Source organism: Streptomyces sp. NPDC000983, from assembly GCF_040299205.1.
GTDB lineage: Bacteria > Actinomycetota > Actinomycetes > Streptomycetales > Streptomycetaceae > Streptomyces.
Genome location: NZ_JBEPBM010000010.1, coordinates 218,677 through 230,584, shown reverse-complemented (window position 1 = coordinate 230,584; position 11,908 = coordinate 218,677). Strand labels below are relative to the sequence as shown.

Below are 11,908 nucleotides of genomic sequence, written 5' to 3'. Positions count from 1 at the left end.
CTCTTGTGTCCCGGAATGTGTCGCTTTTGACCCCCTCCCAGGACCGCCCGCGCGGTCAGGGTTGAGGCAGAGAGTATGACCCCCACCGGAATGGTCGAACGATTTTCCGGCAAAGAAACACGGCTCTGCCGCACTTGTGAGGTATCCGTGAACGGACTTGGGCGACCCCGTTCGGTACACGTCCATCGCGCGACCCCTTGCTGTTGACGCTCTGCTGCCACAGTGGTGCTGTCAGTGATCGTCGACGCGAGGAGTACGCATGCACGCGCGCGCCGTTGCCGCCATGACCACCGCGCTCCTGGGGACCGCCGCCCTCCTGTCGCCGACCGCGGTGGCCCGGGCCGACGCCCCGGGCGCGCCGCCGACGGTGCTCGCCCACCGGGGTGCCTCGGCCCACGCGCCCGAGAACACCCTCGCCGCCGTCGACAGGGCTGCCGAGCTCGGTGTCGCCTGGGTCGAGAACGACGTCCAGCGCACCAGGGACGGCGAGCTGGTCGTCGTCCACGACGACAACCTGAGACGGACCACCGACGTGGAGGAGGTCTTCCCCGGCCGGGCCCCCTGGAAGGTGAAGGACTTCACCGCGGCGGAGATCGCCCGCCTGGACGCGGGAAGCTGGTTCGGCCCCGCGTACGCGGGCGCGCGCGTGCCGACGCTGAAGCAGTACGTGGACCGCGTCGACCGCAACCACCAGAAGCTGCTGCTGGAGATCAAGAACCCCGCCCTGTACCCGGGGATCGAGCAGCAGACCCTGAAGGTGCTCGGCAACGAGGGCTGGCTGGAACCGGGCCATCTGGCGGGCCGACTGATCGTGCAGAGCTTCAGCGCCAAGAGCGTACGGACCGTCCACGAGCTGAAGCCGGGTGTCAGGACCGGCTTCCTCGGCACACCGGACGTGGCGGAGCTGCCCGACTACGCCGAGTTCGCCGATCTGATCAATCCCGCGCACGGCTCGCTGTCCGTGGGCTACGTCGCCGCCGTGCACGCCTTCAGCGGGCCGCACGACCGGCCGCTGGAGGTCCTCGCCTGGACCGTGGACACCGCGGCCGACGCGCGGCGGGTCGCCGGGTACGGCGTCGACGGCATCATCAGCAACCGGCCCGACGTGGTGCGCGACGCGGTGGGCGGCTGACGGCCGGGGCCCCGGGGAGCGGGTGCGACGCCGCTGCCCGGGGCGTTGTCAGTGCCGGGCCGTACGGTGGGCGCATGGACAGCCATGGGCACAACGAGCAGCGGGTCGTGTGGGCCGTCGTCGCCACCGACATCGGCCCGCTGTTGCTGGCCGCGACCCGCGAGGGCCTGGTCAACGTCGTCTTCCACGCCTCCGACGCGGTGCGGGACAGGGCCGTGGAGCGCCTCGCGTCCCGGCTGGGCGGGGAGCCGGTCGAGGCACCCAACTCCCCGCTCCTCGCCGAGGCGATACGCCAGGTGGAGGCGTACTTCGCCGGTGAGCGCCATGATTTCGAGCTGCCCCTGGACTGGTCGCTGATCTCGGGCTTCAACCGTCAGGTGCTGCGGGAGCTGGCCACCGGGGTGCCGTTCGGCTCGGTGGTCGGTTACGGCGACCTGGCCGGGCGGGTCGGCCAGCCGGGTGCCGCGCAGGCGGTGGGCACGGCGATGGGCGCCAATCCGCTGCCCGTGGTCGTCCCCTGCCATCGGGTCGTGGAGCGCGACGGCGGCATCGGCGGCTTCGGCGGCGGCCTGGAGACCAAGCGCAGGCTGCTCGCCCTGGAGGGCGTGCTGCCCGAGCCGCTGTTCTGAGCCGTCAGGCTCTGCGGTCGTAGTGCCGGGCCTCGAAGACGTTCCCGTCCGGGTCGCGGAAGTAGAAACTGCGCTCGGCCGGGCCGCGGGCGCCGAAGGAGCCGTGGGAGATCTCCGAGACCGGCACCGCGTCCTCCTCCAGGCGGGCGACCAGCGCGTCGAAGGCGTCCGCGGACAGGGCGACACAGACGTGGTTGACCGGGTGGCCGGCGCTCTCCAGGGCGCCGGGGAGCATGGTCATCCCCGCCACCATGGCCCGCGGCATGAGGTCGACGATGGTGTCCTCGTTGAGCCGCACCGAGGGGAACGGCGCCTTGCCGGCGGCGAATTCGGCCAGCCGCACCGGCTCCGTTCCCAGGATCCGCTCGTAGAACTCCGCCGAGGCGACGGGGTCGCTCACCCAGAGGACGACATGGTCGAGTCGTGCGGTGTGGTCGGTCATGCGTATCAGGCTGGTGGTGTCCCCCACAGGCCGCAAGTGGTTTGACCGGGTGCCCGTGCTGCCAGGGATGAGTCAGGGACCGACGGACAGGAGGCGGGCACGTGGTGCTGGTGGTGTCGGAAGAGGTGCGGGCGGCGCTCGACGCGCGTCAACCCGTGGTGGCCCTGGAGTCCACGATCATCGCGCACGGCCTGCCGCGGCCGCGCAACCTCCAGGTGGCCGTGGAGCTGGAGGAGGTCGTGCGGCGGGAGGGCGCCGTTCCCGCGACCATCGCCGTGCTCGACGGACGGCCCCATGTCGGTCTGGACAAGCAGCAGTTGGAGCGGGTCGCCAACGAGGACGGGATCCGCAAGCTCGGCCACCGCGACCTGCCGCTCGCGGTCGCGGCCGGGGTGAGCGGGGCGACCACGGTGTCGGCGACGGCCCTGCTCGCGGCCCGGGCCGGCGTGCGGGTGTTCGCCACCGGCGGGCTCGGCGGGGTGCACCGGGAATGGACGGTGACCCAGGACGAGTCGGCCGACCTGGGGCTGCTGGCGCGGACCCGGATCACGGTGGTCTGCGCGGGCGTCAAGTCGATCCTGGACGTGCCCGCGACGCTCCAGCGCCTGGAGACCCTCGGGGTCGCGGTGGCCGGGTACGGCACCGACCGCTTCCCCGGCTTCTATCTGTCGGACTCCGGTCATCCCGTGGACTGGACCCTGCGCTCCCCGCGGGAGGTGGCGGAGGTGATGCGGGCCCAGGACGGTCTTGAGGCGCCCGAGTCGGCGCTGATCGTCGCCCGTCCCGTGGCGGAGTCCGAGCAGTTGGACCCCGGACTGCACGCGCGCGTGCTGGCCGAGGCGCTGCGCGCGTGCGAGGAGGAGGGCGTCACCGGTCAGGCCGTCACTCCGTTCCTGCTCGACCAGTTGGTCCGGCACACGGACGGGGCGTCGCTGAGCGCCAACCTGGCGGCCGTCCGCGGGAACGTGGCGCTGGCGGCGCGGATCGCGGCGGCCTGGACCCAGGCGTGACGACCGCGCCACAGGGTGCCCTGCTGGTCGTCGGCGATGTCGTCACGGACGTGATCGCCCGTCACACGGGACCGCTCGCCCCGGGCACCGACACGGCCGCCTCGATCCGGACGGTGCCGGGCGGCGCCGGTGCCAACGTGGCCTGCTGGGCCGCGCACTGCTCGGACGCGGAGGTGCGGCTGCTCGGCCGGGTGGGCGCGGACGCCGCGGCCTGGCACGAGCGCGAACTCGTCGCCTGCGGGGTACGGCCGCACCTGGTCGTCGACGCGCAGGCGCCGACCGGCACGGTGATCTGCCTGGTCGACTCGGGCGCGGCGGCCGAGCGGACGTTCCTGACCGACAGCGGCGCCTCGCTGCGGCTGGACCCCGGCGACTGGTCGGACGGACTGCTCGACGGGGTGGCCCGGCTGCATCTGTCGGGGTATCTGCTCTTCGCCGAGCCGAGCCGCGCGCTGGTGGCGGCGGCCCTGGCCTCGGCACGCGCGCGGGGTGTGCCGGTGAGCCTGGACCCGGCCTCGGCCGGCTTTCTGGCGCGGCTGGGCGTGGACCGGTTCCTGGCGCTCGTGGAGGGTGTCGACGTCCTGCTGCCCAGCCGGGACGAGGCGTGCCTGCTGACGGGGTTGCCGGACGTCGCCGACGCGGCGGCCAAGCTGAGCCGCCATGTTCCGCTGGTGGTCGCCAAGGAGGGCGCGGCCGGCGCGCTGGTGGCGCGGGGCGGTTCCGTGTGCGCCCGGGTGCCGGCGCCGTCGGCGACCCCGGCCGACACCACGGGCGCGGGCGACGCCTTCACCGGCGCCTTCCTGGCGGCCCTGCTCGGCGGCGCGGAACCCGAGGAGGCGGCCCGGGAGGGCTGCCGCGCGGGCGCTCTGGCGGTGACCCGGGTGGGCGGCAGACCTCCGGGGCGAAACCGGGAGCGGTGAACAGGGCGGGCGGCAGGCTCCCGGGGCGAAACCGGGAGCGGTGAACAGAGCGGGCGGCAGGCTCCCGGGGCGAAACCGGGAGCGGTGAACAGAGCGGGCGGCAGGCTCCCGGGGCGAAACCGGGAGCGGTGCGCAAGGGTGCGCAGAAGTGCGCAGGTTGAGCAGCCGCAACGACCCCGCACGGCCGCGCCCGGTACGCCGCCGCGCCCGGTACGCCGCCGCGGCCGGCCCGGGGCTCAGTTCTTGCGCCCCCATGCCGAGAACATCGGCGCCGTGGCCAGGTCCATGCCGCCGGCGGCGACGTGGGCGAGGTGCCGGTCGATCTCCTCGTCGGTGGCCAGGCCGGCGGCGACGAGCCGTTCGCGGATCTGCCGGATCGTGGCCGACTCCAGCGTGGCGCAGGCGGTCGACGCGACCGGGAAGTACGCGTCGGCCTCGACCCGCTGGAGCCCCGCCTCCCGCAGCAGCCTCGGCAGTGTGCGCCCGTAGGCGAGGTCGGCTCCACGGCCGGCGAGCAGCTTGCGGAAGCCGTGCCTGAGCCGGTTCGCCAACTGCTCCTCGGGGCCGTGCTCGTCGGGGCAGACCAAGGGCTGGAGCGCCGGGTCCCCGTCCTCGACGAGGAGCCGTCCACCGGGCCGCAGCGCGCTGATCATCGACCGCAACGCCCGCTCCCGGTCCGGGACATGAACCAGCACGAGCCGGGCATGTACCAGGTCGAAGCCCTCCCCGGGCGGCTCCTCGGTCCCGACGTCGTGGACGCGTACCTCGACCGGCGGCCGGGCCGCCGCGGCCATCCGCGAGGTGTCGATGTCGGTCGCCATCACCCGGCCCGTCGGGCCGACCTTCTTGGCCAGCCAGGACACCACGGAGGTGCCGCCGGCGCCGACCTCCCAGCAGCGCCAACCGGGGCCGACGCCGAGGGCCTCGAAGTGCCGGAAGGTGGTGGGATCGAAGAGGGCGGCGAAGGCGTCGAAACGCTCGCCGGCTTCACTCTGCCGGTTGTCCAGGAGGTACCCGTCGGTTCGCGTCATGCGGAGATCATCCCAGTTGCCCGTCTTGTCCGTAGCGGTCGACGCGCTCGGGACCCCGTTCGCGGCACGGACGCGCAACGACTTGTCCACAGCCGGGAACCAAGCGGAACGGCTTGCTCCCACAGGGCCGCCCGGCTCCCGCGGCGAACTGGCAGACTGGCGCGACCAGCGCGGGAAGGCGGCGCGAGGAGATCCACCCGAGGAGATCCACATGTCCATGGCAGGAAATCTGCGGAAGGTCACGAGCCTCCGTACGGTCGGCGGGCTGCGCAGGATGGCGCGGCTGGCCCGGCGCGGCCGCCGGCGGGTCGACCTGAGTCACCCGGCGCGCTCCCCGCTGGGTTCCTCCGTGGTGAACTGCGTGAGTTATCGCGAGGGTGTCCGGGTCCCCGCGAGAGGCGATCTGGTCGACACCGTGGAACGGGTGCGCAAGCACGGTGACGGTTTCGTCTGGCTCGGCCTGCACGAGCCCACGGTCGAGGAGTTCGCGGGCATCGCCGAGCTCTTCGAACTGCATCCGCTGGCCGTCGAGGACGCGATCGAGGCCCATCAGCGTCCGAAGCTGGAGCGCTACGACGACACCCTGTTCGCGGTGTTCAAGACGGTCTGCTACGTCGAGCACGAGGAGCTCACGGCGACCAGCGAGGTGGTCGACACCGGCGAGATCATGGTCTTCACCGGCCAGGACTTCGTGATCACCGTGCGGCACGGACGGCACGGCTCACTGGGACCGCTGCGCGAGGAGCTGGAGTCGGCGCCCGAGCAGCTGGCGAAGGGCCCGGCCGCGGTGCTGCACGCCATCGCGGACCATGTGGTGGACGAGTACCTGAGTGTCACGGACTCGGTGCACGCGGACATCGACCAGGTGGAGACGGAGGTGTTCGCCCAGGGGGGCGCCCGGGTCGATCCGGGCCGGATCTACCAGCTCAAGCGTGAACTGCTGGAGCTGAAGCGGGCGGTGGCCCCGCTGGCCCGGCCCCTGGAGGACCTCGCCGCCCGGCCGATACGGGTGATCGACCCCGAGATCCAGGCGTACTTCCGTGATGTCTCCGACCACCTGCTGCGGGTCAGGGAGCAGATATCGTCCTTCGACGAGCTGCTCAACTCCATCCTCCAGGCGCACCTCGCGCAGGTCACGGTCGCGCAGAACGAGGACATGCGGAAGATCACCGCGTGGGCGGCGCTGGTGGCCGTACCGACGATGGTGTGCGGGCTCTACGGGATGAACTTCGACCATATGCCGGAGCTGCACTGGAAGTTCGGCTACCCGATGGTCATAGGCGTGATCGCGGTGGCGTGCGGGACGCTGTACCGGGGCTTCCGGCGCAACGGCTGGCTCTGAGTGCGCCGCTCCCGCCCCGCCGGCACGGGCCGACGGGGCGGGAGCGGGCGGTCAGCGTGCCGCGGTCCGGGCGTAGACGCCCTCGACCCAGGCCGCGATCTGGTCGTCCGTCAGATGCTGGGCCAGGTCGGCCTCGCTGATCATGCCGACCAGGCGCTTGTTCTCGATGACGGGGAGCCGGCGGATCTGGAACTCCTGCATCTCCCGGAGGACGTCGCCGACGTCCGCGTCCGCCGCGATCCAGCGCGGAGTGCCCTGGGCCATCTCCCCGGCGGTGACCTTCGCCGGGTCGTGCCCCATGGCCACACAGCCGACAACGATGTCGCGGTCGGTGAGGATGCCGCAGAGCCGGTCGTTCGAATCGCCGATGGGCAGGGCCCCGACGCCGAGGTCACGCATCAGCTGAGCGGCGCGGTCCAGGGTCTCGTGGGCCGGGATCCACTGGGCGCCGCGATGCATGATGTCTCCGGCAGTGGTCATGAAGTACCTCCCGGTGCCGGACGGCCGGCGCGGCGCAGGACGCACCGCTAGTCCCGGCGCCCTACATTCTCGCCGCGCCGGACAGCGGCCGCACCTCAGAGGGCGAGGCGCCGACGGCGGCTCAGACGGAGAAGCCCACGACCTTGCGCGGGACGATCCGGACGATCACCCGGACCTCGTCCTCCTTCTCGGACGGCGGGTCGATGCCGAGGTACTTGTGGGAGAGCTCGCGGGGAAGCCGCTTGCCCTCGTCGGGGAGGATCTCGGCGACGCCGCGGATCTCGACGGAGGAGTAGGGGTTGGCGAGGTCGTAGACGGAGACGCTGACGCGGGGGTCGCGGCGCAGGTTGCGCACCTTCTGGCGGTCGGCGAGGGAGGAGAAGAGCACGGTGTCGCCGTCGCGTTTGAACCAGACCACCGAGTTCTGCGGGGAGCCGTCGGGACCGAGGGTGGCGACGCTGGCGAAGTTCTTGCCGTCGAGGAGGGCGCGGGTGGAGTCGTCGAAGGAGAGGTCGCTGGTGCCGGTCGAAGTCGTCATGCGGACCACCCTAGTTACATGCACGCGCATATAAAAGGGTTTTGGTGATCCCAATCCGAGATCCTCGTCCGTGATCCGATGCCGTGACCCCGATCCGAGATCCCGACCCCGACCCCGATCCCGAACGCGTGATCAGCCGTTCCAGGCGGGGTGCCGGGGGTCGTCCGCGCGGACCAGGACGTCCGCGGTGGCGGCGGGGTCGGTCTCGTCCTCGTAGCGCGCGAAGGCGGGGAGCGTCCAGTGGTCGGCCTCGGGGGTGTGGCGGCGCAGGGCGCCCGGGGAGAGACGGACGTGGACGGCCAGGTCGAAGGGGAACCAGTGCCGCAGCAGGAACGGGCCGTGCATCAGCAGGGCTCCGCCGGGCGGGAGTTGCACATAGGGGCTGCGGGTGGCGCGGTCGGCGACGGGGTCCCACAGGTCGGGCAGGACGCGGCCGTCGCCGTCGGGGTCGAGGGGGCCGAGGACCTCCCGCCATACGGCACCGGTGTCCAGCCAGCCGTCGTAGTAGGCCTCCACGTCCCGGCGGCCGTGTTCCAGGCGGATCGAGGCGGGGCGCAGGAAGCCCTCGGCGCCGACGACCAGGGAGGGGCGGCCGCGGGTCCGCAGGGCCTCACCGACGCGTTCGGCGAGGTCTCCGGGGCGGGCGGCGGGGGCGCCGTCGAAGGCGACACGCGGCCACGGGCCGCCGTCGGCGGGCTCCAGGTCGAGCAGTCGCTCGGCCAGGAGGTCGCCGAGCCGGTCCCAGGTGATCGCTTGGAGTCGCACAGGGCCCATGATGCGCCAGGGACCGGTCGGGAGGTGGTGCGGGTGCGCGCCGGAGGGAATGAACCGCGTATGGCACAGTCGGCAACTCCCGCGCGCGGCGGCGGACTTCTCGCCGTGCAGCCGCTGCGGCGGCGGTACTGCGCGGAGTGCCGGGTGGGGCCGCTGTCGCTGGTCGTGCCGGCGGACGGGACGGCCCGCTGTCCGGACTGCGCGGATCTCGGGCATCTGGTGTTCCTGCCGCGCGGGGACACCGCGCTGACCCGCCGGGCCCGGGAGGAGAGCGGTCTGTCGGCGCTGGTGGTGCGCTTCAACCGGCGCAAGGGGCGCTACGAGCGGCAGGGGGTGCTGGTCGAGGAGGCGGGGCTGGCCCGGGCCGAGGCGCGGTGCCTGGCGGATGCCGAGGCCCGGCGGCGCCGACGACTGCGGGACGCCCGGCGCAGGGCGGCCGAGGACGCGCGGTTCACGGAGGCGTTCGCCGCGGAGATACGGCGACTGTTCCCGGGCTGCCCGCCGGACCGGGCGGCCGCGACCGCAGCCCACGCCTCGGTGCGGGGCAGCGGACGGGTGGGCCGGAGCGCGGCGGGCCGGGCGCTGTCCGAGACCGCGGTGACCTCGGCGGTATCGGCGTCGGTACGGCATCTGGACACGCCGTACGACCGGTTGCTGATGAGCGGGGTGCCGCGCAACGAGGCCCGGCGGCGGATCGCGGCGACGGTGACGGCGGTCCTGGAGGGCTGGCGCGAGGGCGCGGCGGAGGCGGGCTGAGCCGGACCCTGCCGGGGGCGGCACCCACCGCAACCGGACCCACCAAGGCTGGACCCACCGCAACCGGCCCCACCGAGGCTGGACGCCCGCTTATGCGGCCGCGTCGATCGGCCATGGGATCCGGTCGCTCGGGGGAATTGACTTGTGGTGACAGGCGGGGCGGGGCAATGATCCCGGCGGCGATGAGGAGTTGACGTTCCGATGATCGATGGGCCGTACTTCGTACTGACCGTGCTGGGCGTACTGGGGACCGGGGTGGTCGCCGGGGTGTTCTGCGCGTTCTCGACCTTCGTGATGAGGGGGCTCGCCGCGCTGCCGCCCGCCCAGGGCGTCGCGGCCATGCAGGCGGTCAACGTGGCCGCGCTGGCCCCCGCCTTCATGATCGCGTTCATGGGCACCGCCCTGCTGTGCGCCGTGCTCGCCGTGGTGACGTTCGTGCTGTGGCCGGACGAGGGCGCCGTGGAACTGCTGCTGGGCAGCGCGCTCCACCTGTTCGGTTCGTTCGGGGTGACCGTGGTCGCCAACGTGCCCCGCAACGAGGCGCTGATGAAGCAGGAGCCGGGCACCCCCGAGGCCGCCGCGTACTGGACGACGTACGTCCGCGAGTGGACGGCCTGGAACCACGTCCGCATGATCGCCTCGGCCGCGGCCGCCGTCTGCTACGCGCTGGCCCTTCGCTGAGGGAAAGCGCAAGGGGCTGATGAGACGTATCGTGGCCGGAAGAGTGCCGCCCGATGACGCACGGCCCCGCCCCGCACACGAGGGAGACGGCCATGGCCGATCCCAAGGGATTCATGACCACCCCCCGCCGGGACTGGCCCCGTCGGCCCGTGGAGGAGCGGGTGCGGGACTGGGACGAGGTGTACGTGCCCGGGGCGCTGCTGCCCATCGTCAGCAGGCAGGCCGACCGGTGCATGGACTGCGGCATCCCGTTCTGCCACGATGCCTGTCCGCTGGGCAATCTGATCCCCGAGTGGAACGACCTGGTGAGCCGGGAGGACTGGCGGGCCGCCGCCGACCGGCTGCACGCCACCAACAACTTCCCCGAGTTCACCGGGCGGTTGTGTCCGGCGCCCTGCGAGGCGGGGTGCGTGCTGGCCATCAACCAGCCCGCGGTGACCATCAAGAACGTGGAGTGCGCCGTCGCCGACCGGGCGTGGGAGCTGGGGTTCAGTCCGCCGCGGCCGCCGGACCGGCTGTCCGGGCGGACGGTCGGGGTCATCGGGTCGGGGCCCACCGGGCTCGCGGCGGCACAGCAGCTGACCCGGGCCGGGCACACGGTCGTCGTGTACGAGCGGGACGACCGGATCGGCGGCCTGATGCGGTACGGCATCCCCGAGTTCAAGATGGAGAAGCGGCATCTGGAGCGGCGGGTCGAGCAGATGCGGGCCGAGGGCACCAAGTTCCGTACGTCCGTGGCGGTCGGCCGGGACGTCGGGGCGGCGGAGCTGCGGTCGCGGCACGACGCCGTGGTCGTCGCGACCGGGGCCACGGCGTGGCGCGAACTCCATGTGCCCGGCCGCGAGTTGGCAGGGATCGAGCAGGCGATGGCCTATCTGCCGCTGGCCAACCGGGTGTGCGAGGGCGACATCGAGGCGTCGCCGATGTCCGCCGCCGGGAGGCATGTCGTCATCGTGGGCGGCGGTGACACCGGCGCCGACTGTCTGGGCACGGCCGTCCGGGAGGGCGCCGCGTCGGTGACGCAGCTCGACATCTACGCCCAGCCCGGCGCCGAGCGCGACGAGGAGAACGACCCCTGGCCGACGTACCCGAAGGTCTACCGGCTCTCGGCGGCGCACGAGGAGGCGCGGGATCTGGAGAGCGCGCCGCTGGCGGACTCGGACGCCCGGCTGTTCGCCGCCTCGACGCTCCGCTTCACCGGGGACGCGGCGGGGCGGGTGCGGTTCCTGCACCTGGTCGAGGTCGACTCGGACCGCCGGCCGCGGCCGGGGACCGGGCGGGCGATCCCGGCCGATCTGGTGCTGCTCGCGCTCGGCTTCTCGGGTCCGGACCGGGAGGACGGCCTGATCGGACAGTTGGGGCTGGAACTGGAGCCCCGGGGGACGATCGCCCGGGACGCCGGCTTCGCCACGAACGTGCCCGGCGTGTTCGCCGCCGGTGACGCGGCCCGGGGGCAGTCGCTCGTCGTGTGGGCCATCGCCGAGGGCCGGGCGGTCGCCGCGGCGGTCGACCGCCATCTGACGGGCAGCTCCCGCCTGCCGGCGCCGATCTCCCCGTACGACCGCCCGATGACCGTCTGATCGGCCTGCCCGCCCGTCTGAACAGCCCGGCCGCCGATGACCGTCTGATCGGCCCGGCCGGGCAATACGCCTAGCGTTCGTCCGTGCCCGCCACCTTGCCCGTCGCCAGGGCCACCCGGTTCCAGGTGTTGATCGTGAGGATCAGGGCCAGCACCCGGCTCAGTTCCTCCTCGTCGAAGTGGGCCGCCGCCTCGGTGTAGACGGTGTCCGGGACGCCGCCGTCGGAGACCAGGGTCACGGCCTCGGTCAGGGCCAGCGCGGCCTGCTCGCGCTCGGTGAAGAAGTGACGGGCCTCGCGCCAGACCGCGACCATGTGCAGCCGGTCCTCGGTCTCACCGGCCTTGCGGGCGTCGTTGGTGTGCATGTGCAGGCAGTACGCGCAGTTGTTCAGGAGCGAGGCGCGGATCTGGACGAGTTCGACGAGCGTGGGGTCCAGACCCTCACGGGCGGCGGCGTCGAAGGCGATGAGCGCGCGGAACGCCTTGGGCGCGCTCTTGGCGAAGTTCGTCCGGGGGGCCTTGGCATCTACCAGCGTGTTCGTCGTCATGCCTCATAACCTACGGGCCCGAAAGACCCCCTGTAGGGTGCATTTT

General features: G+C 72.8%; 14 protein-coding genes. 8 read left to right on the top strand and 6 right to left on the bottom strand.

Annotated features, from left to right (window positions below):
• Window positions 1-259 precede the first annotated feature (259 nt).
• Both ABT296_RS14645 and ABT296_RS14640 read left to right on the top strand, forming a co-directional pair.
• Window positions 260-1,132 (top strand): glycerophosphodiester phosphodiesterase, encoded by an 873-nt coding sequence (locus ABT296_RS14645; protein ID WP_351926995.1) that lies wholly within the window; start codon window positions 260-262, stop codon window positions 1,130-1,132.
• A gap of 74 nt (window positions 1,133-1,206) precedes the next feature.
• A complete protein-coding gene (locus ABT296_RS14640; protein WP_351926993.1) occupies window positions 1,207-1,761 on the top strand; it encodes a methylated-DNA--[protein]-cysteine S-methyltransferase in 555 nt (184 codons plus the stop codon).
• A 4-nt stretch (window positions 1,762-1,765) separates the two neighbouring features.
• Here ABT296_RS14640 and ABT296_RS14635 read toward each other — a convergent pair whose 3' ends face one another.
• Window positions 1,766-2,203: a VOC family protein gene (locus ABT296_RS14635; RefSeq protein ID WP_351926991.1), complete on the bottom strand. Its 438-nt coding sequence runs from the start codon at window positions 2,201-2,203 to the stop codon at window positions 1,766-1,768.
• Between the two features lie 101 nt (window positions 2,204-2,304).
• Here ABT296_RS14635 and ABT296_RS14630 point away from each other — a divergent pair, with 101 nt between their 5' ends.
• Window positions 2,305-3,213, top strand: coding sequence for a pseudouridine-5'-phosphate glycosidase (locus ABT296_RS14630; protein WP_351926989.1), 909 nt, complete (start codon window positions 2,305-2,307; stop codon window positions 3,211-3,213).
• Window positions 3,210-4,133 (top strand): carbohydrate kinase family protein, encoded by a 924-nt coding sequence (locus ABT296_RS14625; RefSeq protein WP_351926987.1) that lies wholly within the window; start codon window positions 3,210-3,212, stop codon window positions 4,131-4,133. The genes ABT296_RS14630 and ABT296_RS14625 overlap by 4 nt, the downstream gene beginning before the upstream one ends.
• A gap of 236 nt (window positions 4,134-4,369) precedes the next feature.
• On the opposite strand, the gene ABT296_RS14620 is transcribed toward ABT296_RS14625, so the two are convergent.
• Complete coding sequence (locus ABT296_RS14620; RefSeq protein ID WP_351926985.1) at window positions 4,370-5,164, bottom strand: methyltransferase; 795 nt, start codon at window positions 5,162-5,164, stop codon at window positions 4,370-4,372.
• A 211-nt stretch (window positions 5,165-5,375) separates the two neighbouring features.
• Here ABT296_RS14620 and ABT296_RS14615 point away from each other — a divergent pair, with 211 nt between their 5' ends.
• Window positions 5,376-6,506, top strand: coding sequence for a magnesium and cobalt transport protein CorA (locus ABT296_RS14615; RefSeq protein ID WP_351926983.1), 1,131 nt, complete (start codon window positions 5,376-5,378; stop codon window positions 6,504-6,506).
• Window positions 6,507-6,557: 51 nt separating this feature from the next.
• Here ABT296_RS14615 and ABT296_RS14610 read toward each other — a convergent pair whose 3' ends face one another.
• The 3 genes from ABT296_RS14610 to ABT296_RS14600 all read right to left on the bottom strand — a co-directional run bounded on the left by ABT296_RS14610 (window position 6,558) and on the right by ABT296_RS14600 (window position 8,298).
• Entirely contained in the window at window positions 6,558-6,986 is a 429-nt protein-coding gene (locus ABT296_RS14610) for a CBS domain-containing protein (RefSeq protein ID WP_351926982.1), read from the bottom strand.
• Between the two features lie 121 nt (window positions 6,987-7,107).
• Entirely contained in the window at window positions 7,108-7,524 is a 417-nt protein-coding gene (locus ABT296_RS14605) for a PPOX class F420-dependent oxidoreductase (protein WP_351926980.1), read from the bottom strand.
• A 132-nt stretch (window positions 7,525-7,656) separates the two neighbouring features.
• Window positions 7,657-8,298 (bottom strand): nucleoside/nucleotide kinase family protein, encoded by a 642-nt coding sequence (locus ABT296_RS14600; protein ID WP_351926978.1) that lies wholly within the window; start codon window positions 8,296-8,298, stop codon window positions 7,657-7,659.
• A gap of 60 nt (window positions 8,299-8,358) precedes the next feature.
• Here ABT296_RS14600 and ABT296_RS14595 point away from each other — a divergent pair, with 60 nt between their 5' ends.
• The 3 genes from ABT296_RS14595 to ABT296_RS14585 all read left to right on the top strand — a co-directional run bounded on the left by ABT296_RS14595 (window position 8,359) and on the right by ABT296_RS14585 (window position 11,315).
• Complete coding sequence (locus tag ABT296_RS14595; protein ID WP_351926976.1) at window positions 8,359-9,054, top strand: DUF2293 domain-containing protein; 696 nt, start codon at window positions 8,359-8,361, stop codon at window positions 9,052-9,054.
• A gap of 201 nt (window positions 9,055-9,255) precedes the next feature.
• A complete protein-coding gene (locus ABT296_RS14590; RefSeq protein ID WP_351926974.1) occupies window positions 9,256-9,735 on the top strand; it encodes an anthrone oxygenase family protein in 480 nt (159 codons plus the stop codon).
• A gap of 92 nt (window positions 9,736-9,827) precedes the next feature.
• Window positions 9,828-11,315 carry a glutamate synthase subunit beta gene (locus tag ABT296_RS14585; RefSeq protein ID WP_351926972.1) on the top strand — a complete coding sequence of 496 codons (1,488 nt, stop codon included), beginning with the start codon at window positions 9,828-9,830 and terminating at the stop codon, window positions 11,313-11,315.
• A 70-nt stretch (window positions 11,316-11,385) separates the two neighbouring features.
• On the opposite strand, the gene ABT296_RS14580 is transcribed toward ABT296_RS14585, so the two are convergent.
• Window positions 11,386-11,862 (bottom strand): carboxymuconolactone decarboxylase family protein, encoded by a 477-nt coding sequence (locus tag ABT296_RS14580; RefSeq protein WP_351926970.1) that lies wholly within the window; start codon window positions 11,860-11,862, stop codon window positions 11,386-11,388.
• Between the last annotated feature and the right edge of the window lie 46 nt (window positions 11,863-11,908).